The sequence below is a fragment of the Caballeronia choica genome, assembly GCF_001544535.1.
GTDB lineage: Bacteria > Pseudomonadota > Gammaproteobacteria > Burkholderiales > Burkholderiaceae > Caballeronia > Caballeronia choica.
Map to the genome: position 1 here is coordinate 1 of NZ_FCON02000049.1, position 24,674 is coordinate 24,674.

Genomic DNA, 24,674 nt, shown 5'->3' on the forward strand with positions numbered 1-24,674 from the left:
GCGCGCCTCGTCTACATGCCAACAACGATGAAACCCCGCTAACGACACTCCCCCGGTTGGACCACTCCGAGGGAACGGGCTAGAGGCACATGGCAAGCATTGGCGGTGGAAAGCTGCTTTCTTTGCTTACTTTCTTTGCAGCAGCAAAGAAAGTGAGTCCCGCCCCGGACAGGGGCAGAGCAAATAAACCACTAAGAAAACAAGTTCCATAGAAGCCCAAGCGCATCAAACGGTGTAAACATCACCCCACCCCCCAAGCGCCAGCGACAAAAATCACGCCACTCTTGAACGCCGCAAGAACGCAGGAATCGAAGTGACGATATCCGGCTTGCCCTGATTCCCGGCAATATAAGGACTCCACGGTTGCGCGCGAATCGCGGTCTTCGTCTTCCACACGACGTTGAACTGCCCGTCGCCGCGAATCTCGCCGATCATCACCGGCTTGTGCAAATGATGGTTGCCATCCATCGTCAACACGAACCCCGACGGCGCCGCCATTGTCTGGCCGATCATCGCGACGCGCACCTTGTCCACGTCCGCGCTCTTCGCCTTTTCAACCGCCTGCTTCCACATGTGAATGCCGACGAAAGTCGCTTCCATCGGATCGTTCGTCACCCGCTTCGAGCCGCCCGGCAGGTTCTGCGCCTTGACCCATTCGAACCATTCGGCTTCGAACTTCGTGTTGGTCCCGTTCTTCACCGACATGAAGTAGTTCCACGCCGCAAGGTGTCCGACAAGCGGCTTCGTATCGATGCCGCGCAGTTCCTCCTCGCCGACCGAGAACGCGACGACCGGCACGTCGGTCGCCTTCAGGCCCTGGTTGCCCAGTTCCTTGTAGAACGGTACGTTCGAGTCGCCGTTGATCGTCGAGATGACCGTCGTCTTTCCGCCCTGCGAGAAGGTCTTGATGTTCGCGACGATGGTCTGATAGTCGCTATGTCCGAACGGTGTGTAGACCTCTTGAATATCCTCATCCTTGACTCCCTTCGAGTGGAGGAAGGCACGCAAAATCTTGTTGGTCGTGCGCGGGTAGACATAGTCGGTGCCGAGCAGGAAGAAGCGCTTGGCGCTCCCGCCCTCAGGCCCCATCAGGTACTCGACAGCCGGGATCGCCTGCTGGTTCGGCGCCGCGCCGGTATAGAACACGTTGCGCGACATCTCTTCGCCTTCGTACTGCACCGGATAGAAGAGCAGGCCGTTGAGTTCCTCGAAGACCGGCAGCACCGACTTGCGCGACACGGAGGTCCAGCAGCCGAATACGACCGCGACCTTGTCCTGCGTGAGAAGCTGGCGCGCCTTCTCCGCGAAGAGCGGCCAGTTGGACGCCGGGTCGACGACGACCGGCTCGATCTTGCGGCCCATCACGCCGCCGTTCTTGTTGATGTCCGCAATGGTCATGAGCGCGGTGTCTTTCAGCGACGTCTCGGAGATCGCCATCGTGCCCGACAGGGAATGCAGGATGCCGACCTTGATCGGACCGGTATCGGCGGCTTGTGCTTTCGATATCGGCAACTGGCCCGCGAGGGCGAGCGCGCCGGACATCGAGCCGAACTTCAGGACACTGCGTCGTTTCATGTGTTTCCCCTTGCCGATATGTTGTGATGAGCCTGACGTGAGCCTGGGACCCAAGCATGTTCTGGCTGGCAGTCCGCCGTTGGCGGACAAGCAGCGCATTTCTTACTGCAAGGGATATGCCAATCTGCAACAGATGCTGAATTGGCGCGGGTTTGTGAGGCGCGAGGGCGTGCGGGGCCATCGGCTTTTCAGGCGGCGGTGGGGCGTTTTGGTGCATTGCGGGGAGGGCGTGCCTCTCGACGGTGCGTGGCGGCGCCTCGCTGAGGCCTTGCTGCTTTTGTCTTTCTATATGGCGGAACAAAGAAAAAGGGCTTCTGTCGCAGACAGAAGCCCTTGGGTCAGGCTGGTTCCCGGCGTGCGGGCGTCAGCGATTGACTGTCCGCGCCGGAACGCTCAACACGAGCAGCGCGCCGAGGATCAGGAATCCCGAGAGCATATACATCCCGCTCGAATTCGAGGCCGTCACCTGCTTGAGCCAGCCGACGAGATACGGGCTCAGGAACCCCGCGAGATTCCCGAGCGAGTTGATCATCGCGATGCCGGCGGCCGCGCCCGTGCCCGCGAGGAACGCCGTCGGCAGGCTCCAGAAGAGCGGCAGCGTCGTCAGGATGCCCATCGTCCCGAGCGTGAGACCGAGCATCGCGAGCGGCGTGTTGTTCGCCCAGATCACGGAGAGCACCAGCCCGATCGAGCCGACCAGCGCCGGGATCGCGATGTGCCAGCGGCGCTCGCCGCGCCTGTCGGCGCTCCTCGCGACGAGCAGCATCGCGACCACCGCCGCGCCGTACGGAATCGCGGAAAGCAGGCCGATGGAGAGCGCATCGGTGACGCCGGTCGCCTTGATGATCGTCGGCAGCCAGAAGCTCACGCCGTAGAGGCCCATCACGAACGAGAAGTAGATCAGGCTCATCAGCCACACGCGCGGGCTCGACAGGATCTTGCCGATCGGCATGTCTTCCTTCTCGACGTTGTCCGCGACGATGTTGCGCTCCAGCAGGTCGCGCTCTTCAGCCGTGAGCCACTTTGCTTTCGCGATGCGGTCGTCGAGCATGATGAGCACCAGGATGCCGACGACGATCGACGGAATCCCTTCCAGCAGCAGCAGCCATTGCCAGCCGTGCCAGTTGTTCGTCCCGTCGAAGTTCTTCATGATCCAGCCCGACACCGGCCCGCCGATCAGGCCGGAGAGCGCGATCGCCGTCATGAAGAGCGTGGTCATGCGCCCGCGCCGGTGCGCCGGATACCAGTAGGTGAGGTACAGGATGATGCCGGGAAAGAACCCGGCCTCCGCGACGCCGAGGAGGAAGCGCATGACGTAGAACATCGTCGGCGTGGTGATGAACATCGTGAGCGCCGAGATGATGCCCCACGTGATCATGATCCGCGCGATCCAGACCCGCGCGCCGACCTTGTGCAGGATCACGTTGCTCGGAATCTCGAAGATGAAGTAGCCGAAGAAGAAGATCCCGGCGCCGAAGCCGTAGACGGCGTCCGACAGACCCAGGTCGGTGCTCATCTGCAGCTTCGCGAAGCCGACGTTCACGCGATCCAGGTACGCGACCACGTAGCAGATCAGGAGCAGCGGCGAAAGGCGCCACGCGACCTTGCGATAAGTGGCTTCTTCGAACGCGGAAGGCGCCCCCGCGCCGGGGCGCGGCAGGGGATTGGCGGTGCTGGCCATGCTTGTCTCCTCGATTTTTTTAGGTGAAATGGTTCTGTAAAGAAGAACCCGATGCTGCTGGATTCTAGCCGCTTGGTTGGGCGCCAAGCGGCTAATCCTGATGGGGAAAACACCGATGAACGAACGCTGGTGCGCTCGTTCCGTGGCCTTCACACGCAGCGTCCGCCGTCGACTTCGAGGCTCACGCCGGTGATGAATTCGGCGTCGTCGGAGGCGAGGTAGAGCGCGGCGTTCGCGATGTCCTGCGGCGTCGAGAGACGCCCGAGCGGAATCGTCGCGAGGAATTTCTGGCGGTTCGCGGGCGTGTCCTCCATGCCCATGAATTCGGACAGCAGCCCGGTTTCGCCCATCACCGGATTGATGCAGTTCACGCGAATCCGGTCCGGCCCGAGTTCCACGGCGAGCGCCTTGCTCGCGATGATCACCGCCGCCTTGCTGCCGTTGTACCAGACGAGGCCGGGACGCGGCCGCACGCCCGCCGTCGACGCGATATTGATGAACACGCCGCCGCCCTGTGCGCGGAAGTACGGCACGAACTGCTCGACGCTCCAGTAGAGGCTCTTCACGTTGACCGCGTAGACGCGGTCGAACTCGGCTTCCGTCACGTCCAGCACCGGCTTGTTGCGGTGCGTCGTGCCGGCGTTGTTCACGACGACCTGCACGCTGCCGAAGTCTTCGATCGCTGCATCGAAGAGCGTCTTCCAGTCGTCGCGCTTCGTGACGTCGCCGGCCACCGAGATCGCGCGGCCTCCAGCCAGCGCGATTTCGCTTGCCACGCGCTCGGCGGCCGGCCCGTTCAGATCGTTCACCACGACGTTCGCCCCTTCGCGCGCGAACGTCTTCGCGATGCCCTCGCCGAAGCCCGAGCCGCCGCCGGTCACGATCGTCGTTTTGCCTTGCAGTCGCATGTTGTCTCCTGGTGGTTTGTTTTAGCCGTGCTTGATTGCAATCGTCTTGAGAACCGTGAAGCCATAAAGCGCCTCGAAGCCTTTCTCGCGGCCGTGCCCCGAATGCTTGACGCCGCCGAACGGCAGTTCGACGCCGCCGCCCGCGCCGTAGTTGTTGATGAACACCTGTCCCGAGCGCACGCGCCGCGCGAGGCGCATCTGGCGTCCGCCGTCGCGCGTCCAGATGCCGGCCACCAGCCCGTAGTTCGTGTCGTTGGCGAGCCTGAGCGCATCGTCTTCGGTATCGAACGGCATCGCGGCGAGCACCGGGCCGAACACTTCCTCGCGCGCGAGTCGGTGAGTCGGCGGGACGTCGCGCAGCAAAGTGGGCGCCTGATAGAAGCCCGCTTCCGGCGCGTCCGATACCACTTCGCCGTGCGCGGCCATCGCAATGCCGTCGTGCTGCGCATCGGAGAGGAAATCCCACACGCGCTGTTGCTGCTTCGCGCTGATGAGCGGCCCGCAGTCGAGGTCGAGCTTGCTCGGGCCCACCTTCAGTTCGGAAAACGCCTCCGCGAGCCGCGCGAGCAACGGCTCGTACGCCGCGCGCTCGATCAGCACGCGGCTGCCCGCCGAGCACGTCTGGCCCGCGTTCTGCACGATCGCCGCGACGAGCACGGGTAGCGCGGCGTCGAAATCGGCGTCGGCGAAGACGATCTGCGGCGACTTCCCGCCGAGTTCGAGCGTCACGGGGACGTGGTTGTCGGCGGCCATCTTGACGACCGCCGCGCCGGTAGCGGGCGAGCCGGTGAACGAAATGTGGTCGATGCCCGGATGCCGCGCGAGCGCCGCGCCCGCCTCGTAGCCGTAGCCCGTGACGATGTTCAGCGTGCCGTCGGGCAGGCCCGCTTCCGCCGCGAGTTCGGCGATGCGCAGGACCGACATGCACGCGTCCTCGGCCGGCTTCACCACGCACGCGTTGCCGGCCGCGAGCGCCGCCGCGACGCTGCGCCCGAAAATCTGCAGCGGGTAGTTCCACGGCACGATGTGGCCGGTCACGCCATGCGGCTCGCGGATTGTCAACACCGTGTAGCCGGTCTGGTAGGGGAGGGTCTCGCCGTGCAGCTTGTCGGCGGCGCCCGCGTAGAACTCGAAGTAGCGCGCGATGCCGGCCGCGTCCGCATGCGCCTGCTTGAGCGGCTTGCCGGTGTCGCGCGCTTCGAGTTGCGCGATCTCGTCGTGGCACGCGCCGATCAGCATCGACAGGCGCGCGAGGATGCGTCCGCGGTCGGCGGCGCTCGTGTGGCCCCACGGACCGTCGTAGGCGGCGCGGGCGGACTTCACGGCGCGGTCGATGTCGGCGGCGTTGCCGCGCGCGAGTTGCGCGAACATTTGGCCGTCGGAGGGATCGATCACGGGTATGGTTTCGCCGACGGCCGGCGCGACCCATCGGTTGCCGATGAAATGCTTCGCTTCTTCCATGCGTTGTTCCTCCTTACTCTGGTCCCATGCAAATCGCGGTTCCCTGGCTTCGGCACGCGTCTCGCGTGACCACACAGCCCGATTATCGCGCCATCGGACGAGTCTGATCGCGTGCCTCGATTGGCTATAATGACGCATTCGCGCATTTTCTTGCTTCTCTTGCGCGCGGGGCGCAGTGTCAACGCGTGGCCGGCGGCGCCCGTCGCCACGTCAGGCGGTGCGCGTCATCCGGCTTCAGAACCTCAACTTTCTCAGAGAGCGCTCATGAGCTTCAATAACGTACCCCCGGGCAAGGATCTTCCGCAGGATTTCAACGTCATCATCGAAATCCCCGCGCAAAGCGATCCGGTCAAATATGAAGCGGACAAGGACATGGGCCTGCTCGTCGTCGACCGCTTCATCAGCACCGGCATGCGCTACCCGGCCAACTACGGCTTCATCCCGCAGACGCTTTCCGGCGACGGCGATCCGGTCGACGTGCTCGTCATCACGCCGTTTCCGCTGCTGGCGGGCTCGGTGGTTCGCGCACGCGCGCTCGGCATGTTGCAGATGACGGACGAAGCGGGCGTCGATGCGAAGCTCGTCGCCGTCTGTCACGACAAGATCTGCCCGATGACGGCGCACATGAAGTCGGTCGACGACGTGCCCGAATACCTGAAGGACCAGATCAAGCACTTCTTCGAGCAGTACAAGGCGCTCGAAAAGGGCAAGTGGGTGAAGGTCGAAGGCTGGGCGGGCGTCGATGCCGCGCTCAAGGAAATCACGGACGGCGTCGCGAACTACAAGAAGTAAGCGGGTCGGTTCGGACGGTCGCAAACCAAAAGGCCGCGCGTGCTTCGAAGCACGCGCGGCCTTTCGTATTTTCGGCGCCGGTGCGCTAGGCAGCGCTTTCGGCGTCATCCGTTTCTTCACGCACCGGGACGACAGTCTCCAGTGTGCGCACGCCCGCGATCAGCGCGCGCTTCTCGATCGCGCTCAACCGCTTGACCCAATACTCGGCGCGCGACGCCTCCGATCTGCCCGTCAGTTCGAACGAAGCCAGCACCCGCAGCGGTTTGCGCGAACGCGTATAACGCGCGCCCTTGCCGCTCGAATGCTTTTCGAAGCGCGCGTCGACATCGGTCGCGATGCCGGTGTAGATGCTGCCATCGGAACATTCGATCAGGTACAGGAACCACGGCATGGCGTCGTGCGGTTGCTCGCGAGGAAAGGCGGGATTGCCGCGCATTATCGCCGAGAGCACCGCTTTGGGGCGAACTCAAAGCGAACTGCCTACGACTGCCCGGACGGCGCGTTTTTTCGACATGCGCGAGAATAAGCCCTTTCGCGGCGCGCGCCGCTCGTCAGTCGCGGCGCCGCGCATCGTTTATCCAGCGAGGAAGGCTCTTGAATCGCGACGTCGAAATACATGTGGTCGATACACTCGAAGGCGTCACCGTGCACGACTGGAACCGGCTCGCCGGCGACAATCCATTCGTGCGTCACGCGTTCCTGTCGGCGCTGCAGGACACGCGCTGCGCGATCGCGCGCACCGGCTGGCGCGCGCAGCATCTGCTGCTCAAGCGCGGCGGCCAGCTTGCCGGCGCGATGCCGCTCTATCTGAAGTCGCACTCGCGCGGCGAATACGTGTTCGATCACGCGTGGGCCGATGCCTTCGAGCGCCACGGCATCCGCTACTACCCGAAGGCTTTGTCCGCGGTGCCGTTTTCGCCCGTGACGGGTCCGCGCCTGCTCGCGGCGAATCACGAAGACCGCGTGATGCTCGCGCGTGGTGCAATCGAGTTGACGAAGCGCCTCGGTCTCTCGTCGCTGCATGTGCTGTTTCCGCAGGCGGAGGATCTCGAAGCGCTGACCGATGCGGGCTACATGCTGCGCGAAGGCGTGCAGTTCCATTGGGAGAATCTGCCCGGCGACGGCTACGGGAACTTCGCCGCCTTCCTCGCGACGATGAGTCACGACAAGCGCAAGAAGGTGAAGCAGGACCGCCGCCACGTGACCGACGCCGGCGTGACCTACACGTGGCTGCGCGGGGCACAAATCGACGACGAAGCGCTCGACTTCTTCTACTCTTGTTATGAGAACACGTACCGCGAGCACTGGAACCCGCCGTACCTGACGCGCGAGTTCTTCGCGCAGATTCACGCGGCCGCGCCCGAGAGCGTGCTGCTCGTGATCGCCGAAGCCGATGGCGAACGGCTCGCGTGCGCGCTGAACATGATCGGCGGCGACGTGATGTACGGGCGCTACTGGGGCACGCGCCAGTTCGTGTCGGGGCTGCACTTCGAGACGTGCTACATGCAGGGGATCGAATATTGCATCGAGCACGGGCTCGCTCGTTTCGAGGGCGGCGCGCAGGGCGTGCACAAGATGTCGCGCGGACTGCTGCCGACGCCGACATGGTCCGCGCACTGGATCGCCGACCGCCGCTTCGCGCATGCGATCGGCGAGTTCCTCGACGCGGAAACCGCCGCGATGGACCAGCACATCGAAGAGCTGGAAGCGCATACGCCGTTCAGGAAAAAGACGTAAACCCGCATGCGATAATCGTTTGCCTTCGAGCCCCGTTTCAGCGCATCCCTCACTTGCCGACATGAAAACCCGAATTGCACTAGCCCAGCTCAACGTCACGGTCGGCGATTTCGCCGGCAACGTCGCGAAAATCGTCGATGCCGCGCGCCGCGCGCATCACGATGGTGCGAAGCTTCTGATTGCGCCTGAACTCGCGTTGTCGGGCTATCCGCCGGAAGACCTGCTGTTGCGTCCCGCGTTTTATCGCGCGAGTGCCGGGGCGCTCTTCGAGCTTGCCGCGCAACTGAAGGCGTTCCCGGGCTTGCGCGTGATCGTCGGGCATCCGCATCGCGAGCATGACGAGACGCACAACAACGCTCCGATCCCGCGCGGCGTGCCGCCCGTCGACACGTACAACGCGGCGTCGCTGATCGTCGACGGGGAGATCGTCGGCACGTATCTGAAGCAGGACCTGCCGAACGCCGAAGTCTTCGACGAGAAGCGCTACTTCGCCTCCGACCCGAAACCGTTTGTGTTCGACCTCGATGGCGTGCGCTACGGCGTCGTGATCTGCGAGGACGCATGGCATGCGTCGGCGGCGCAGCTCGCGAAGGCGGCGGGCGCGCAAGTGCTGCTGATTCCGAACGGCTCGCCGTTTCATCTCAACAAGGAATCGGTGCGCTTCGACATCCTGCGCGCGCGCATCCGCGAGACCGGCATGCCGATGGTCTACGTGAATCTCGTCGGCGGACAGGACGAGCTGATCTTCGACGGCGGCTCGTTCGTGCTCGATGCCGAAGGGCAAATCGTCGCGAAGATGGCGCAGTTCGAAGAAGACATCGGCTTTGTCGAATTCGACGGCACCACGCCGGTGCGTGCCGCGATCGCCAGCGATCAGTCGCAAGAGGCGCAGGTGTACCGGGCGCTCGTGGTCGGCGTGCGCGACTACATCGGCAAGAACGGCTTTCCGGGCGTGATCATCGGCTTGTCGGGCGGCGTGGATTCGGCGCTCGTGCTCGCCGTCGCGTGCGATGCGCTCGGCCCCGAACGCGTGCGCGCCGTGATGATGCCGTCGCGCTATACGGCCGATATCTCCACCACCGACGCCCGCGAGATGGCGGCGCGCGTCGGCGTGAAATACGACGAGATCGCGATCGCACCGATGTTCGAGGCCTTCCGCGGCGCGCTCGCCGACGAGTTCAAGGACCGCGCCGAAGACGCCACCGAGGAAAACATCCAGGCACGCATTCGGGGCACGCTCCTGATGGCGCTGTCGAACAAGTTCGGCTCGCTCGTGCTCACCACCGGCAACAAGAGCGAGATGGCGGTCGGCTACTGCACGCTCTACGGCGATATGGCGGGCGGCTTCGCGGTGATCAAGGACATCGCGAAGACGCTGGTCTACAAGGTCTGCCACTACCGCAACCAGACCGATGCATACGGCCGCCGCGACGTGATTCCCGAGCGGATCCTCACGCGCGCGCCGTCGGCGGAGTTGCGCGAGAACCAGACCGACCAGGACAGCCTGCCGCCCTACGAAGTGCTCGACGCGATCATGCGCATGTACATGGAAGAGGACCGGTCGCTCGCGGAGATCGTCGCCGCCGGCTACTCGCCCGACGACGTGAAGCGCGTCACGCGCCTCATCAAGATCAACGAATACAAGCGCCGCCAGGCGCCGATCGGCATCCGCGTGACGCATCGCGCGTTTGGCCGCGACTGGCGTTATCCGATCACCTCGCGGTTTACCGAACCGCTGGCTTGATCAAAGGCGTCTAGAATCGAATGCATCTGTCCTGAGTTCCGACCATCCGATAGACCACCGAAACGAGGCAAGCCATGAAACGCATCACTGCAATCATCAAACCGTTCAAGCTCGACGAAGTTCGCGAAGCACTGGCCGAAGTGGGCCTCACGGGTCTGACGGTCACGGAGGTGAAGGGCTTCGGCCGCCAGAAGGGCCACACCGAGCTATATCGCGGCGCGGAGTATGTCGTCGATTTCCTGCCGAAGGTGAAGATCGAAGTCGTCGTCGCGAACGACCAGTCCGAGCAGGTCATCGATGCGATCGTCGGTGCGGCGCGCACGGGCAAGATCGGCGACGGCAAGATTTTCGTGGCCGACGTCGAGCGCGTGATCCGCATCCGCACCGGCGAGGAGAACGAAGCGGCGGTGTGATCGCTGCAGCGGATTCTTCGGAGTAGCAAGCTTTTTCATGACGACCGGGCGCGTGCACCATTGCGGCGCGCGCCCGGGACGCGCTCGAACGGCGCCGTCGCTTCGCGCGACCGGCCGCACGTATCCCGTTTCTGTTTCCCACCCACGCGCTTTTTTGAGACCGCTCGCGACCGTTGAAAGTCGATGCGGTAATATCGCCGTCTCTGTATACTTTTTGTAAGGATTTGTGGATGCACCACGCGATCGGCTTCATTCAGGATCTGGCGGTGATCATGGCGATCGCGGGCGTCGTGACGGTGCTGTTTCATCGGTTGAAGCAACCTGTCGTGCTCGGCTACATCGTGGCGGGCGTGATCATCGGGCCGTACACGCCGCCGTTCCAGTTGATCCACGACGAAGCCACGATCCAGACGCTCGGCGAACTCGGCGTCGTGTTCCTGATGTTTTCGCTCGGGCTCGAATTCAGCTTGCGCAAGCTCTTCAAGGTCGGCGCGACGGCGTTTGTCGCGGCGCTGTCCGAGATCGTGCTGATGATCTGGATCGGCTATGAGATCGGCCGCTGGTTCGGCTGGAACTCGATGGATTCGCTGTTCCTCGGCGCAATGCTCGCCATTTCGTCGACGACGATCATCGTCAAGGCGCTCTCCGAACTCGGCATGAAGGGCGAGGGCTTCGCGCAACTGATCTTCGGCATCTTGATCGTCGAGGACATTCTCGCGATTGCGATGCTCGTGCTGCTTTCCGGCATCGCGCAGACGGGGTCGGTGAGCGCGGGCGTCGCGTTCGTCACGCTCGGGCAACTGATGCTTTTCATGACGGTGTCGCTCGTGGTCGGCATCCTGATCGTGCCGCGCGCGCTCGATTACGTCGCGCGGGCGAAAAGCGACGAGATGCTGCTCGTCACCGTGCTCGGCTTCTGCTTCGGCTTTTGCCTGCTGGTCGTGAAGCTCGACTACAGCATCGCGCTCGGCGCGTTCCTGATCGGGGCGATCATGGCGGAGGCGCGGAGCCTCCATCGGATCGAAAAGCTGATCGCGCCGGTGCGCGACATGTTCTCCGCGATCTTCTTCGTGACGATCGGCCTCTTGCTCAACCCGGCCGTGCTCGTCGACTACGCGTGGCCGATCGCCGTCATCACCGTGGCGGTCGTGGTCGGCAAGATCGTGTCGTGCGGGCTCGGCACGTTCCTCGCGGGCAAGGACGGGCGCACGTCGATGCGCGTGGGCATGAGCGTCGCGCAGATCGGCGAGTTCTCGTTCATCATCGCGTCGCTCGGGTTGTCGCTGAAGGTGACGAGCAGCTTTCTCTATCCGATCGCGGTGGCCGTTTCCGCGCTGACCACGCTCTTCACGCCGTACCTGATCCGCGCCGCCGATCCGATCACCTTGCGCCTCGCGCGTTCGATGCCCGCGCCGGTCGCGAACACGTTCGGGCTCTATTCGCAGTGGCTCGCGAGCCTCGGGCCGGAATCCGGCGGCCCGACCCTCTTCAGCATGACGCGGCGCATCGTGCTGCAGATCGCGGTGAATCTCGCGCTCGTCGCGGCGATTTTCATGGGCGCGACGTACGCCGCGCCGTACGCGACCGGGTACCTGTCGCGCTGGCTGCAAACCAGCGACGCGCAGCGCGTCGTGCTGTGGAGCGCGGCGCTCGTCGTGTCGCTGCCGTTTCTCGTCGCGGTGTATCGCAAGCTCGGATCGCTCGCGCTGCTGCTCGCCGAGGTGAGCGTGCAGCCGGCAAAGGCGGGGCGCTTCACCAGCGCGATTCGCTCGACGATCTCCGGGCTGATCCCGATCGTCGCGATGTTCGGCGTCTTTCTGCTGGTGGCGGCGCTGTCGGGCGCGATCCTGCCGCCATTCGGCCTGATGATCGCGGTGCTGCTTTGCGCGGCGCTGTTGCTCACGGTATTGTGGCGCTGGTGCGTGAAGATCCACGCGACGATGCAGATTGCGTTGCGCGAGACCTTCGAGGAACCGCCCGATCATCCCTGATTCTTTTTGCGGGTTTCGCGATTTGTCCGGTTACGGCAATAATGTGAGCAATTGTTTGATGGTTTGCCGCGTCCGGACCAGAGGCGGATAATCAAAATCTGTCCATTCTCACAGCGCACCATGCGCCTGAAACGGAATGAGCGAAAACAATACGCCTGACGCCGGAACGACCGGCAATCAATCTTCTTCAAGCGCTGCGGCAGCGTCGGCCGGTACCGGCAGCAAACCGGCCGCGTCCTCGACGGCGCCTTCGAGTTCCACCTCTCCTTCTTCCGGCATTCCCGCGGCGGCTGCGCCGGGCCCGCAAGCGAGTGCCGCCGAGCGCGCCTCGACCGACCAGCCCGCCAGCGCGTCGAATGTCGAGCCTGCCGACAAGGCAGCCGCCCAACGCGCCGAAGCACGCGCAACCGCCGCGCAGGCAGCCGGTTCGCAGACGAGCAGCGAGGCGTCGGCGAAGGCGAGTCTTGCCGCGAAGATCGAGACCGCGACGGAAGCGGAGGCCGCCCTGGCGGCCGAGGATGTCGAATCGGTCGAGGTCCGCTCGACGAGACTGCCGCCCGAATTCAGCGCCACGCCCGATCTCACCGCAGCGAATCCGCCGCCGATCCCGCCCGGCGCGCCCAACCCGACCCAGGCGCCGCCGGCCTATTTGCGGCGCACGGATTCTGCATGGTCGGTGTTCGGCCGCGTGATGGCGGCGCGGGCGCGCCAGATCTTCGACCGCGCCGGCCAGCGGATCACGCAGCGTACGTTGCGCATCGGCGTGTCGGCGCGCATCTTCCATCCGGAGCCAGGCGCGAAGGGCCTGCGCGGCAAGACGCTGCAGTATCTGGAGGAGTCGATTGCGCACTGGGTGATGTCGCGCGACGTGCTGGTGTTCATGATCCCGACGGTCGGCCATCAGGGCATGCTGCATCCGAGCAATATCCGGCTGCGCGATTACGCGAAGCATCTCGACGGCCTGTTGCTGCAAGGCGGCGCCGATGTCTCGCCGCAGTCGTACGAAGAAGCCGCGACGCGCCCCGAATGGCCCGGCGATCGCGTGCGCGACATGTACGAACTGGAGCTGCTGCACGAGTTCATCGAATCGGGCAAGCCCGTGCTCGGCGTGTGCCGCGGCTGTCAGCTGATCAACGTCGCGTTTGGCGGGACGCTGTATCAGGACATCGCCACCGATGTGCCGACAGCCGGTATCCACGTGAACGAGCAATACGACCAGCATCGCCACTCGATCCGCTTCCCCGACGGCTCGACGCTCGTCAACATGTTCCCGGGACGCCAGGAGGCGCTCGTCAACTCGATCCACCATCAGGCGGTGCGGACCGTGGGGCGCGACCTGAATATCGAGGCGGTGTCGGCCGGCGACGGCATCATCGAAGCGGTGCGCTACCGGCGCGCGCCGTTCGTCGTCGGCGTGCAGTGGCACCCGGAGTTCCACCGCGCCGGCGGCGACGAATTGCTCGATTGCACGCCGCTGCTCGACACGTTTCTGCGCGTCGCGCGGGAGACGCGGTTCTGATTTGCGCGTGTCGGTGAGCCGGCGCGAAAGGCGGGAAGCTCGAGGGAAGGCAGTCTTTCAGTCGAGCAGGTAATCCGCCGTTTGGGACGGCGGCACCGGCGTGCGTTCGAAGTCCGGGTCCGCCGCCATGTCGTGCAGCGCGATCTCCAGCGCCTCGCACATCGTGTTCAGCGCGAGGTCGTTCTCCTCCGTGCCGAACGGGTCCTCGATCTGCGCGGCAATCGCCTCCAGCGCCATGAACGCGTAGGCAAGCAGCAGCGCGAACAGCGGCGTCAGCAGCCCGGCTCCATCGACGAGACCGAACGGCAGCATCACGCAGAACAGATAGACCGTGCGGTGGATCATCACCGAATACGAGAACGGCAGCGGCGTCGTCGCAAGACGCTCGCATCCGCCGATCACCTCCGACAGCGCGTTCAAATTGTGCTCGAACGCAAGCAACGCATAACCGTCGATCGACCCTTCGCGCGACCGCGCGGCCACCCATTCGCCAAGCCACAGCAGGATCGTCGCGGGGCGGAATTGCGCTGCGAGCACGCGTGCGTACAGCTCGGGCGGCAGGCGCGGCGCGAGGTCGTCGCGGGCATCGGTGCCTCGCAACTGGTGACGCAGCGCGTGCGCGAAGCCGCCGAGCGCGGCGATGAACGGGCGCGTCCGGGCGGCGTCGGGTTCGCGCGGCAGCGTGAGCGCCTGCCGGGTCAGCGAACGCGCGCTGATCGCGAGCGTGCCCCAGAGCTTGCGGCCTTCCCACCAGCGCTCATAGCTTGCGCCATTGCGAAAACCGAGAAACACCGCGAGCGCGATGCCGACGAGCGCGAACGGCGGCGTGCCGAGCCCGGCGGGATAGCTGCGCAGGTGATCGTGCAGGAAGATCGCGACGATCGACAGCACGAAGATCAACGCGAGCCTCGGCAGAAGCTGCGGCAGGACGGACCCGCGCCAGACGAAGAGCATGCGGAACCAGTGGAGCTTGGGGCGGATGATCATGGGGTTCCTGATCAGCGTGCGGGGGATCGGTCAGGCATGGCCAGTTGCCTCGCTGCCGCCAGCAATCTCGCTATCTGTTCGCGGTTCGGCGTGATCGCATCAAGGCTCGTTCCCAACAAGTTTTGCAAGGTCATGCTCGCTTCCCACGACAAAGGTCTTCGGTTTCGACAGCAGGTCGAGCGCGAACGCATCGCCGCGCTGGACGCTGCTTCGCCAGTCGGCCGGAGCAATCACCTTGGGATTGATCTCGCGCCCGAGCGTCGACTGCGCCGGATATAGCTGCGTGACCGCGTCGGCGAAGCCCGTCGATCCGATCATCATCAGGTCGATGTCGCTATCCGCGCGCTCCTGCCCGCGCGCGACCGGACCGAAGATGAAGGCAACCTCGATGCTGGCGGCAAGCGGCGCGAGCGTATTGGCAATGACATCCGCGACGCCCGACGTCTTGCGCATGATGCTCGCGAGTTCATCGTAGATCGGCGAGGCGCGGTTGGCCAAGTAGGCCAATTGGTTACCGCGACGCTCGCTCTTGAGGATGCCGGCTTGGGCGAGCCTGCTGAGTTCCTTGTGGAGTGTTCCGGCTGATGTGCCGGTCAGGCGCGCAATCTCGCGGACGTGGAATGCTTCGTCCGGGCGCAAGAGCAAAAGCGCCAGGACGCGGCGGCGATATCCGCTGAAGAGCGTATCGGAGGGGGAACGTAGCATGATTGGCTACGATCGTAGCTTTTTTGGCTACGTTATTCAAGCCGCGTGCATGCATTGCGAGCGCTCTAAGTTTTAGTGGAACCTATCCAGACTCTCGACGGCGGCGCGCGTATCGGTCTGATTGCGCACGTCGATTTGCTGCGTCGTTGCAGCCAGCGAACGATGACCGCGGCGGATGCTGCTCAAGTTTGCCGATCTCATGCCGATATAGAGCCTGTATGTCCATTCGGCAAAACGATTTCATCAGTTGGAACACTCAAATGCAGAGACGACTACTATCGATTCTTATCGTGAGCGCAAGCACAGGTTTCTTCGGCGGATGCGCCGCTACGCTGCAGACCCAGGACAATGCGCCGTCGGGTGAAAGGACCTCGGTAGCCAGCATCGCTGTTCCACCTGCTTCAACCCATACAGTTGTTCTGCGCATGAACGGATCAAAGGTAGCCACGGCCTCGTCCGACTGGCCGCAGGTGCAGACAGAATGGCGGGAAGCCATGCAAGGTGCCTCAAACCCGGAAGGACTTGACTTCATCGATGAAACCGCAGGAATAGCATCCCGGAGCGGCGCCGGCACAGTCGTGGATGTCTATGTTGACGACTACCACTTCGTCTCTCAAGGTGCACGGATCGCATTTGGAATCATGACAGGCAATGCCTTCATGCGAGCCAAGGTGACTTTCCGCGATCTGCAGACTGACCAGGTATTCGGGGAGCGCTCCTACAACACCAAGTCTTCGGCATGGCAGGGCATCTTCGCACCGACTACCGACAGGCAGACCCGTGCCATCGTGGCTGATGTCGTGAAGCAGATTAATCCGCGTTAGCGCATCGCGTCCGCCGTGCAACGCGCGGTTGGCGTATCCGGTTTTAGCGATGCAGCAGAAAGCACCGCCCAATACGGATACCCCTTTTCTTGATTAGCGAAAACGCGCGGACCACCTCGCTTACAACGCCGCCCGCGCCGCCTTCACCGCCGCCCGAACCTGTTCCGGCGCCGTCCCGCCGGCATGATCGCGGCTCGCCACCGATCCTTCGAGCGTCAAATACTCGAACACGTCATCGCCAAGCAGATGCGCGACCCTCGGCAACTCCTCGCGCATTTCCTCCAGCGACAAATCCGCCAGATCGCAGTTGCGATCCACGCAGATGCGCACCGCATGCGCGACCGCTTCGTGCGCATCGCGGAACGGCAGGCCGCGCTTCACCAGATAGTCGGCGAGATCGGTTGCCGTCGAGAAGCCCTGCAACGCCGCCGCACGCATCGCGTCCGGCTTCACCGTGATGCCCGCCGCCATCTCCGCGAAGATCCGCAGCGTGTCGGCGACCGTATCGACGGTGTCGAAGAGCGGTTCCTTGTCTTCCTGATTGTCCTTGTTGTACGCGAGCGGCTGGCCCTTCATCAGCGTGAGGAGCGCCATCAAATGCCCGTTCACGCGCCCGGTCTTGCCGCGTGCGAGTTCCGGCACGTCCGGGTTCTTCTTCTGCGGCATGATCGACGAGCCGGTGCAGAAGCGGTCCGCCAGATCGATGAAGCCGACGCGCGGGCTCATCCACAGCACGAGTTCTTCCGAGAAACGCGAGACGTGCGTCATCACGAGCGCCGCCGCTGCCGTGAATTCGATCGCGAAATCGCGATCCGAAACCGCATCGAGCGAATTCGCGCAGATGCCGTCGAAGCCAAGCGTCTTCGCCACCGCGTGCCGGTCGATCGGATAGCTCGTGCCCGCGAGCGCCGCCGCGCCGAGCGGCAGGCGGTTCACGCGCGCGCGGCAGTCGCGCATGCGCTCGCTGTCGCGGGTGAACATCTCGACGTAGGCGAGCAGGTGATGCCCGAACGTCACCGGCTGCGCGACTTGCAAGTGCGTGAAGCCGGGCATGATCGTGCCGGCGTGCTGCTCGGCGAGATCGATCAGCGCGAGGCGCAATCCCTTCAGCAGATCGCCGATGCGGTCGATTTCGCCGCGCAGCCACAGGCGGATGTCGGTCGCGACCTGGTCGTTGCGTGAGCGGCCGGTGTGCAGGCGCTTGCCGGCATCGCCGATCAGCGCCGTGAGGCGCGCTTCGATGTTCAGGTGCACGTCTTCCAGATCGAGCTTCCACTCGAACTCGCCGCGCTCGATTTCGCCCCGGATCTGCGTCATGCCGCGTTGAATCGCTTCCAGGTCGTCCACGCCGATGATCTTCTGCGCAGCGAGCATCGATGCATGCGCGAGCGATCCTTCGATGTCGACGAGCGCGAGCCGCTTGTCGAAAAACACCGACGACGTATAGCGTTTGACGAGTTCCGACATCGGCTCGGAGAAGCGAGCCGACCAGGCTTCGCCTTTTTTGTGCAGTTGGGACGTCATGGTGATTTCAGGTTCGGGACAGTGAGCGGCAGCAGGCGGCGCGAAGCCGGGGAATCCGCGATTTTAGCATCGGAGTTTTCGTAAAACGCGCTCGTGCGCCGGCCCCGGGCGCGCCCGGGCGGCGCACGGGACGGCGCGCATCAAGCCGCCGGAATCACTTTCCCGGTGTAGACGACCGGCCCCGTCGGCCCGTTCGGATTCGGCGACCCGCCAAGCGGCTCGACCGACACCGCGAGCGCCGGGAACGCATTGACCGATGCCGCCTTGATGCGCGCCGTGCCGCCCGCCGGCAACACGCCGAGCGACACCGGATGGCCTTCTTTCGGAAGGCCCCAGAGTTGCATCGATTTGTCGGCGGGGTCGGCGGCTCCGCTCAGGCGGCGCACGGTCAGTTCCGAGGTCCGGTCGTCCCAGGTGACGAGCATGAACGCGCGCGCGTCCTTGTCGGCGAGTGTCACGACGTAGCCGACGTGCGGTTCCTGCGCGACTTGCGGCACCGGCACGGGCGCGGACACTGGCGCGGACGTCAACTGCCGCAGCGCGACGACGAGCGCGAGCGCGGCCACCGCCGTCGCGGCAATCGACCAGCCGCGCCAGAACGACAGGTTTTCGAACCAGCGCGGCGCGGGCCTCGGCTTCGCTGCGACGACGGCTTCCCGCGCGGCGCCCGGGAGATTCAGGCGCCGCTCGATCGCCGCCCAGACGGATGGCGGCGGCGCGGCGCCCGGCGCGAGTTCGCCGAGCGCCTCGACATGCGCTCGCCACGTTTCGATCGCGACGCGAATCGCCGGATCGCGTTGCGCGATGCTTTCGAAGCGCCGCCGCGAAGGGCCGCGCATCACGCCGAGCGTGTATTCGGCGGCGAGCCGGTCGACGAGTCCTGCGTGCCGGTGCAGGTCCATCACAGACCTCCCAGGCAAGCCTTGAGCTTTTCGAGGCCGCGCCGGATCCACGATTTCACCGTGCCGAGCGGGACTTTCATCACCTCGGCCACTTCGCTGTGGCTCTGATCACGCAGATAGGCGAGCGCGACAGCCTGACGCTGGTTCGCTTCGAGCCGTTCCATGCAGAGCCTGAGCTGCCGTGCTTCCTCGCTCAGCAGCGTCTGTTCCGACGGATCGGCCTCGTTGCCGGGCAGGGTGTCGTCCAACGCTTCGCTCCATTGCGTCTCCGCGCTCGCGCCGTTGGCCTTCTGCCGCCGCAGGTAGTCGAGCGCGCGATTTCGCACGATTGCCGCCATCCAGGTCATCGGCGCGGAGAGTCCCGCGCGATAGTCGCCCGCATAGCGCCAGATGTTGACGAAAGCGTCTTGCAGAACCTCCTCGGCCCACTCGCGCTTCACCAATATACGAAGCGCGAGGCCGAACAGTTTCGACGAAGTGAGGTCGTAGAGCGCGCGCAGCGCGGCGGCGTCCTCGCTCGCGACGCGATCCAGCAGTTGCACGAGCGTGTCGGGTGTCGGATCGCGGGGGAGGGCTGTCGTCATGGGACCGGTCGCGTGAGGCCGTTCGAAGGGAGCGTTCGAAGGCGCGCGACCATCTTACAGAACTAACGGGCGTCGTCCGACCCCGTATTTTTCTGGATGAGTCTGCATCCGATTGGATCGCCGCAACGTAGGGAGGGTGACGGCGTGCAGGAAACGCGTGCATCCGCTCGAATCGATGCGGCGTAAGGAGAGACAACAGCCGGGAGACCGTTCGGGGAAACGAGAAACCAGAAACGCCGGGCGTCGCGCGCCGTGCGCGGCCACGCTCACCGCGTGTCCCCGTTTTCCCTGGCGCATCCGGGGAAGACGGTTTTTACCCGGCCTTCACGGCCGGGTATTTTTTGTGTGCTTCCGATGCGGCGCACTCATTCGCTTCCCACCAGGATCACGAGCTTCAGGTCTTCGCGATGCGCGGGCTTGAACGTGATCTGGTGATAGACGAGCCGCCCATGCGCCGGATGGTTGAACGCGCGTTCGCCGCCTTCCCGCTCACCGACATCCTGCGACGCCCAGAAGCGCGCAAACGCGTCGCTCGCCGAGCTCAGGCCGTCGATCAGCGCGCGGGTGGGTGCGTCGTTCAGATGGCGGATCGAATCGGCGCGAAACTCCGCGACCAGCCGCCGCGCGCGCGTCTCCCAGTCGACGACCAGTTCCTGCGCACGCGGCATCGTGAACATGTAGGTCAGCAGGTTGCGGTCGTTTTCGCCGTCGAGCCAGCCGACGAACAAGTCGGCGGCCTGCGGGTTCCAGCGCAGCGCGTTCCACTGCCGGTCGAGCACGTAGGCGGGCGCGCCGATCAGCGCGACCGTCTGCAGCAGCGCGGCCGGCGCGTCCTGCGCCGCCGGATCGGGCTCGGCGGGATCACGCTGGGCGGCCAGTTCGAACAGATACGCCCGTTCGGCGCGCGACAACTGGAGCGCGACGGCGATGCGCGCGAGCGCATCGGCGGAAGCGGACACCGGGCGGCCTTGCTCGATCCACGTGTACCAGGTCGGGCTGACGCCGCACAACTGCGCGACTTCCTCGCGGCGCAGGCCCGGCGTGCGGCGGCGCGGCCCGGGCGGCAGGCCGACGGCGAGCGGCGAAAGCCGCTCGCGATGCGCGCGGATGAAATCGCCGAGCGCGCGCGCGGGCGTCGCGTCGAGCGGAGGCGGAGCGGTCTCGTTTTTTTCTGTGGACGGCGTGATCATCAGACTCGGGGCCGGCTGGATAATCCGGCGGGTAGTTTAGATACCAGAATAATTGCTTGACTTGTACTGGTACAAGGCGGGCTCTATTGTAGCGGCTCGGACCCCCGATAACGCGCTGTCAAACCCACTGCACGGAGCATTCAATGAAACACCACGACCAGGTCGCCGACGCGTTCGGCACCACCGCCGCCGCCTATTTGACGAGCGCCGTCCACGCGACGGGCGCCGATTTGCAGGAACTGGCGCGCCAAGTCGCCGCGACACCGGGCGCCGTCGTCCTCGACCTGGGCTGCGGCGCGGGTCACGTGAGCTTCGCGGTGGCGCCGGGCGCGCAATCCGTGGTCGCCTACGACATCGCCGAGCCGATGCTCGCGACGGTCGCCGGCGCGGCGCGCGAGCGCGGCCTCGACAACATCCGCACGCAGCAAGGACCGGCGGAGAAACTGCCGTTCGCCGATGCCTCGTTCGACTGGGTGCTCTCGCGCATGAGCGCGCATCACTGGCACGGCGTGCCGGCGGCGCTCGCCGAGGTCCGGCGCGTGCTGAAGCCGGGCGGACGCGTGCTGTTCGTCGATATCGCGGGCGCCGATCATCCGCTCCTCGACACGCACATCCAGGCGATCGAGTTGTTGCGCGACGGTTCGCATATCCGCGACTATCGCGCCGACGAGTGGATCGCGTTGTTTGAAGGCGCGGGCTTTCAGGCAAAGGTGAAGAGTCGCTGGCGCCTGCCGCTCGAATTCGACGCGTGGGTTAAGCGCATGCGCACGCCGCCGGAGCGCGTGGTCGCGATCAAGTCGATGTGGAACAACGCGCCCGACGAAGTGCGGCAGTACTTCGCGGTGCAGGAAGACGGCTCGTTCGAACTCGACGCGTTGATGATCGAGGCGAGCTGATTTCCTGGAGGCACCAATAAAAACGGCACGGATCATTTCCGTGCCGTCGTTTTTTCAACGCCGCCGATCAGCCCGTATTGCGCAATCCCGCCGCGATGCCGTTGATCGTCAGGTGAATCCCGCGCCGCAAGCGCACGTTCTGGTCGCCGGCGCGGTGACGCTTCAGTAGCTCGACCTGCAAGTGATTCAACGGATCGAGATACGGGAAGCGGTTCTTGATCGAACGCGCGAGGAGCGGGTTGTCGGCGAGGCGTTCGCTCTTGCCGGTGATCTCCGCCAGCACGTTCGACGTGCGCTCCCACTCGCCGACGATCCGCTCGAACACGTGCTTCCTCAACTTCTTGTCCGCGACGAGTTGCGCATAGCGAGAGGCCACCGCGAGATCCGTCTTGGCGAGCACCATGTCCATGTTCGACAGCAGATTCGCGAAGAACGGCCAGGTCTTGTGCATCTTCTTTAGCGTGGCGAGACGCTTGTTGCGCTCGGCGTCGGTGTCGGCGCTGTCGAGATATTCACTCACCGCGCTGCCGAAGCCGTACCAGCCGGTCAGCAGCAACCGGCATTGACCCCACGAGAAGCCCCACGGGATCGCGCGCAAATCCTCGATCTTGCGCTGCTTCGGGTCTTGGAGCTTGCGCGAAGCCGGCCGGCTGCCGATGTTGAGTTCCGCGATTTCCACGATCGGCGTCGAGGAGAAGAAGTAGTCGGTGAAGCCCGGCGTTTCGTAGACGAGCGCGCGATAGGACGCCATTGCCGCGTCCGACAGCGTCTGCATCGCCGCTTCGAAGAGCGGCAATTGCGCGGGCGCGTTTTCGTGCGGCAACAGCGACGCTTCGAGCGTCGCCGCGACGACCGTCTCCAGGTTGCGCCGCCCGATTTCCGGATTGCCGAACTTGCTCGCGATCACTTCGCCCTGTTCGGTCAGCCGGATTTGCCCGTCGACGGTGCCGGGCGGCTGCGACAGGATCGCCTGATAGGTCGGGCCGCCGCCGCGTCCGACCGTGCCGCCGCGTCCGTGGAACAAACGCAAAGTCGTGCCACGCTGCTTGAACAGCGCGACGAGCGCCAGTTCCGCGCGATACAACTCCCAGTTCGACGTGAGAAAGCCGCCGTCCTTGTTGCTGTCGGAGTAGCCGAGCATCACTTCCTGCTCGCCGCCCTGGTTTTCGACGAGCGCGTCGATGCCCGGCAGCGCGAAGAATTCGCCCATGATGTGCGGCGCGTTGCGCAAGTCGGCGATCGTCTCGAAGAGCGGAATCACCATCAGGCCGTTGCGCGCGGCGTCGTCGTCGCTGCCGAGACGCCCTTGCAGCACGCCCGTTTCCTTTTGCAGCAGCATCACTTCCAGCAGGTCGCTGACGGTTTCCGTATGCGAAATGATGTAGTTGCGCACGGCGCGCTCGCCGAATTTCTCGCGCGTCACGCGGGCCATTTCCAGCACGCCGAGTTCGCTCTTCGCGAGATCGGAGTAGTCCGCGTAGGGCAGGCGCAGCGGCCGCGGCTGGGCGAGTTCCTTGAGCAACAGGCTGCGCTTCTCTTCTTCGGAAAGCGCGGCGTAATCCGCCTCGACGCCCGCGCGCGCGAACAATTCCGTGATCACCGCCTCGTGGATGTCCGAGCTCTGCCGCAAGTCGATACTCGCCAGATGGAACCCGAACACTTCGGCCGCGCGAGCGAGCGGCGCGAGACACTGCGTTGCGAGCGACGCGCCGTGATGCTGTCCGAGCGAATCGATCAGCACGTGCAGATCGCGCGCGAACTCGGCGGCATCGGCGTACGGCGTCGCGCGAACCGGTGCGGCGCCGCGCCCGGGGCTCCGCACCGACACGACGCCTTCGCCGAGCCGCACGCGGGCGCTCGCCGCGAGCCGGGTATAGATGCCGATCAGCGCGCGCCGGTACGGCTCGTCGGTGCGATGCGGCGACTGGTCGGGCGATGCGTCGGCGAGCGCCTTCAGCGCATCGCTCGAACCGCAGAGCAGGTTCGACACCGACAGTTCCGCGCCGAGCTTGTGCACCTGCTCCAGATAGTGTTCGAAGATCACCGTCGCCTGCCGCGTGATGGCGGTTTCAAGCGTCGGGCCGGTGACGTTCGGATTGCCGTCGCGATCGCCGCCGATCCAGCTTCCCATCTGGAAGAACGGCGGCAGTCGCGCGGCCAGACCGTGCTCGGCGAGCGCGTTCTCGATGTCGGCGTAGAGCGCGGGGATTTCGGCCAAAAAGGTCGCGCGGTAATAGGAGAGCGCGTTCTCGATTTCATCGCCGACGGTCAGGCGCGCGTCGCGCAGCATGCGCGTCTGCCAGAGCGACGTGACGCGTGCGCGCAGCAGCGATTCGTTGTGCGAGCGCTCGCGGGCCGTCAATTCCTGGTCGCGCTCGGCGAGCAGGCGCGCGATGTCGTGTTGCGCGTCGAGAATGCTCTTGCGCTGGACTTCGGTCGGGTGCGCGGTGAGTACGGGGACGATCAGCGCGTCGTCGAAGAATTTCTGCAGCAGCCCTTTTGTCTCTTCGCCCTTCGACTTGGCCTGCATCTGCTCGATGGCATAGGCGATTGTGCCGGCCTGCGGCGCGGACCCGGCGAGCGCGTGAATGCGGCGACGCCGGTTGTGATGCCGGTCTTCCGCGATGTTCGCGAGATGCGAGAAATAGCTGAACGCGCGCACGACGCTGACCGTCTGTTCCGGCGTCAACTGGCGCAGGCGCTTTTCGAGCGTCTGCGACGCCTCGCCGTCATCTTCGCGGTGGAACTTGACGGCCGTCTGGCGAATCGCTTCGACGACGTCGAATACCGCGTCGCCTTCCTGTTCGCGCAGCACTTCGCCGAGCAGGCGGCCGAGGAAGCGGATGTCTTCGAAAAGCGGCCGGTCCTTGTCTTCGCGGGCGCGGGTGGGCGCGCGTTTCGACGATTCCGCCGGCGCTGCGTCCGCGCCGTTCGGCTTGTCCGCCGCCGCGGGTTTCACAGCCGCGGGCTTTGCAGCCGACTTCGGCGTCTTGACCGCGACGGCCGTCTTCGACGCCTTCGTGGCGGTCGCGGCGCGCGTGACGACGGTGGATGACAACGACGGCGCCGGACGCGAAGCGTCGGACGGGGAGTCGGGCAAAGCAGCATTGCGGCGCGCGCGGCGCGCCGATCCGGAAGACGTCACGTTGGGTTCCTCATGGAAGCCAAGGCCCATATACAGAGGGAGACGGCATCGCGGCGCAATGGGCGCTCATCGAATGCACTGCCGCTCTGTCGATCG

Annotated in this window: 20 protein-coding genes; 8 read left to right on the forward strand and 12 right to left on the reverse strand. The window is 64.8% G+C overall.

Features of this window, described 5'->3' with window-relative positions; genetic code table 11:
* Nucleotides 1-273: 273 nt before the first annotated feature.
* The 4 genes from urtA to AWB68_RS21205 all read right to left on the reverse strand — a co-directional run bounded on the left by urtA (nt 274) and on the right by AWB68_RS21205 (nt 5,625).
* Nucleotides 274-1,575 (reverse strand): urea ABC transporter substrate-binding protein, encoded by a 1,302-nt coding sequence (gene urtA / locus AWB68_RS21190; RefSeq protein ID WP_087646310.1) that lies wholly within the window; start codon nt 1,573-1,575, stop codon nt 274-276.
* A gap of 364 nt (nt 1,576-1,939) precedes the next feature.
* Complete coding sequence (locus AWB68_RS21195; protein WP_087646311.1) at nt 1,940-3,256, reverse strand: MFS transporter; 1,317 nt, start codon at nt 3,254-3,256, stop codon at nt 1,940-1,942.
* Nucleotides 3,257-3,405: 149 nt separating this feature from the next.
* On the reverse strand, nt 3,406-4,164 hold the full coding sequence (locus AWB68_RS21200; protein WP_087646312.1) for an SDR family oxidoreductase: 759 nt from the start codon (nt 4,162-4,164) through the stop codon (nt 3,406-3,408).
* A 21-nt stretch (nt 4,165-4,185) separates the two neighbouring features.
* The gene (locus AWB68_RS21205) at nt 4,186-5,625 is read right to left on the reverse strand and encodes an aldehyde dehydrogenase family protein (RefSeq protein ID WP_087646313.1); all 1,440 of its coding nucleotides are present in this window, start codon (nt 5,623-5,625) and stop codon (nt 4,186-4,188) included.
* A gap of 264 nt (nt 5,626-5,889) precedes the next feature.
* Between AWB68_RS21205 and ppa the strand changes: the two genes are divergently transcribed.
* The gene (gene ppa, locus AWB68_RS21210; protein ID WP_087646347.1) at nt 5,890-6,417 is read left to right on the forward strand and encodes an inorganic diphosphatase; all 528 of its coding nucleotides are present in this window, start codon (nt 5,890-5,892) and stop codon (nt 6,415-6,417) included.
* An 85-nt stretch (nt 6,418-6,502) separates the two neighbouring features.
* Here the strand turns inward: ppa and AWB68_RS21215 are convergent, their stop codons facing one another.
* Complete coding sequence (locus AWB68_RS21215; protein WP_087646348.1) at nt 6,503-6,808, reverse strand: GIY-YIG nuclease family protein; 306 nt, start codon at nt 6,806-6,808, stop codon at nt 6,503-6,505.
* Nucleotides 6,809-7,011: 203 nt separating this feature from the next.
* Between AWB68_RS21215 and AWB68_RS21220 the strand changes: the two genes are divergently transcribed.
* From AWB68_RS21220 to AWB68_RS21240, 5 genes are all read left to right on the forward strand, one after another.
* The gene (locus AWB68_RS21220) at nt 7,012-8,154 is read left to right on the forward strand and encodes a GNAT family N-acetyltransferase (protein ID WP_087646314.1); all 1,143 of its coding nucleotides are present in this window, start codon (nt 7,012-7,014) and stop codon (nt 8,152-8,154) included.
* A gap of 61 nt (nt 8,155-8,215) precedes the next feature.
* Nucleotides 8,216-9,898: an NAD+ synthase gene (locus tag AWB68_RS21225; RefSeq protein ID WP_087646315.1), complete on the forward strand. Its 1,683-nt coding sequence runs from the start codon at nt 8,216-8,218 to the stop codon at nt 9,896-9,898.
* 74 nt (nt 9,899-9,972) lie between these two features.
* Complete coding sequence (glnK, locus tag AWB68_RS21230) at nt 9,973-10,311, forward strand: P-II family nitrogen regulator (protein ID WP_087646316.1); 339 nt, start codon at nt 9,973-9,975, stop codon at nt 10,309-10,311.
* 230 nt (nt 10,312-10,541) lie between these two features.
* Nucleotides 10,542-12,302: a cation:proton antiporter gene (locus AWB68_RS21235; RefSeq protein WP_087646317.1), complete on the forward strand. Its 1,761-nt coding sequence runs from the start codon at nt 10,542-10,544 to the stop codon at nt 12,300-12,302.
* A gap of 136 nt (nt 12,303-12,438) precedes the next feature.
* The gene (locus tag AWB68_RS21240) at nt 12,439-13,821 is read left to right on the forward strand and encodes a gamma-glutamyl-gamma-aminobutyrate hydrolase family protein (protein WP_087646318.1); all 1,383 of its coding nucleotides are present in this window, start codon (nt 12,439-12,441) and stop codon (nt 13,819-13,821) included.
* 57 nt (nt 13,822-13,878) lie between these two features.
* On the opposite strand, the gene AWB68_RS21245 is transcribed toward AWB68_RS21240, so the two are convergent.
* Together AWB68_RS21245 and AWB68_RS21250 are read right to left on the reverse strand one after the other, a co-directional pair.
* Entirely contained in the window at nt 13,879-14,808 is a 930-nt protein-coding gene (locus tag AWB68_RS21245; RefSeq protein ID WP_087646319.1) for a bestrophin family protein, read from the reverse strand.
* 99 nt (nt 14,809-14,907) lie between these two features.
* Nucleotides 14,908-15,513 carry a helix-turn-helix domain-containing protein gene (locus AWB68_RS21250; protein WP_087646320.1) on the reverse strand — a complete coding sequence of 202 codons (606 nt, stop codon included), beginning with the start codon at nt 15,511-15,513 and terminating at the stop codon, nt 14,908-14,910.
* A 218-nt stretch (nt 15,514-15,731) separates the two neighbouring features.
* Between AWB68_RS21250 and AWB68_RS46675 the strand changes: the two genes are divergently transcribed.
* A complete protein-coding gene (locus AWB68_RS46675) occupies nt 15,732-16,337 on the forward strand; it encodes a hypothetical protein (RefSeq protein ID WP_125482989.1) in 606 nt (201 codons plus the stop codon).
* 120 nt (nt 16,338-16,457) lie between these two features.
* Here the strand turns inward: AWB68_RS46675 and argH are convergent, their stop codons facing one another.
* From argH to AWB68_RS21275, 4 genes are all read right to left on the reverse strand, one after another.
* On the reverse strand, nt 16,458-17,861 hold the full coding sequence (gene argH, locus AWB68_RS21260) for an argininosuccinate lyase (protein ID WP_087646322.1): 1,404 nt from the start codon (nt 17,859-17,861) through the stop codon (nt 16,458-16,460).
* A 140-nt stretch (nt 17,862-18,001) separates the two neighbouring features.
* Nucleotides 18,002-18,763 (reverse strand): anti-sigma factor, encoded by a 762-nt coding sequence (locus AWB68_RS21265; RefSeq protein WP_087646323.1) that lies wholly within the window; start codon nt 18,761-18,763, stop codon nt 18,002-18,004.
* Nucleotides 18,763-19,347, reverse strand: a complete 585-nt coding sequence (locus AWB68_RS21270; RefSeq protein WP_087646324.1) for a sigma-70 family RNA polymerase sigma factor — start codon at nt 19,345-19,347, stop codon at nt 18,763-18,765. Before AWB68_RS21270 ends, AWB68_RS21265 begins: the two co-directional genes overlap by 1 nt.
* 365 nt (nt 19,348-19,712) lie before the next feature.
* Entirely contained in the window at nt 19,713-20,537 is an 825-nt protein-coding gene (locus AWB68_RS21275; protein ID WP_087646325.1) for a helix-turn-helix transcriptional regulator, read from the reverse strand.
* A gap of 143 nt (nt 20,538-20,680) precedes the next feature.
* On the opposite strand from AWB68_RS21275, the gene AWB68_RS21280 reads away from it, so the two are divergent.
* Nucleotides 20,681-21,433, forward strand: coding sequence for a class I SAM-dependent methyltransferase (locus tag AWB68_RS21280; RefSeq protein ID WP_087646326.1), 753 nt, complete (start codon nt 20,681-20,683; stop codon nt 21,431-21,433).
* A 67-nt stretch (nt 21,434-21,500) separates the two neighbouring features.
* Here the strand turns inward: AWB68_RS21280 and ppc are convergent, their stop codons facing one another.
* Complete coding sequence (gene ppc / locus AWB68_RS21285) at nt 21,501-24,578, reverse strand: phosphoenolpyruvate carboxylase (protein ID WP_087646349.1); 3,078 nt, start codon at nt 24,576-24,578, stop codon at nt 21,501-21,503.
* Nucleotides 24,579-24,674 lie beyond the last annotated feature (96 nt).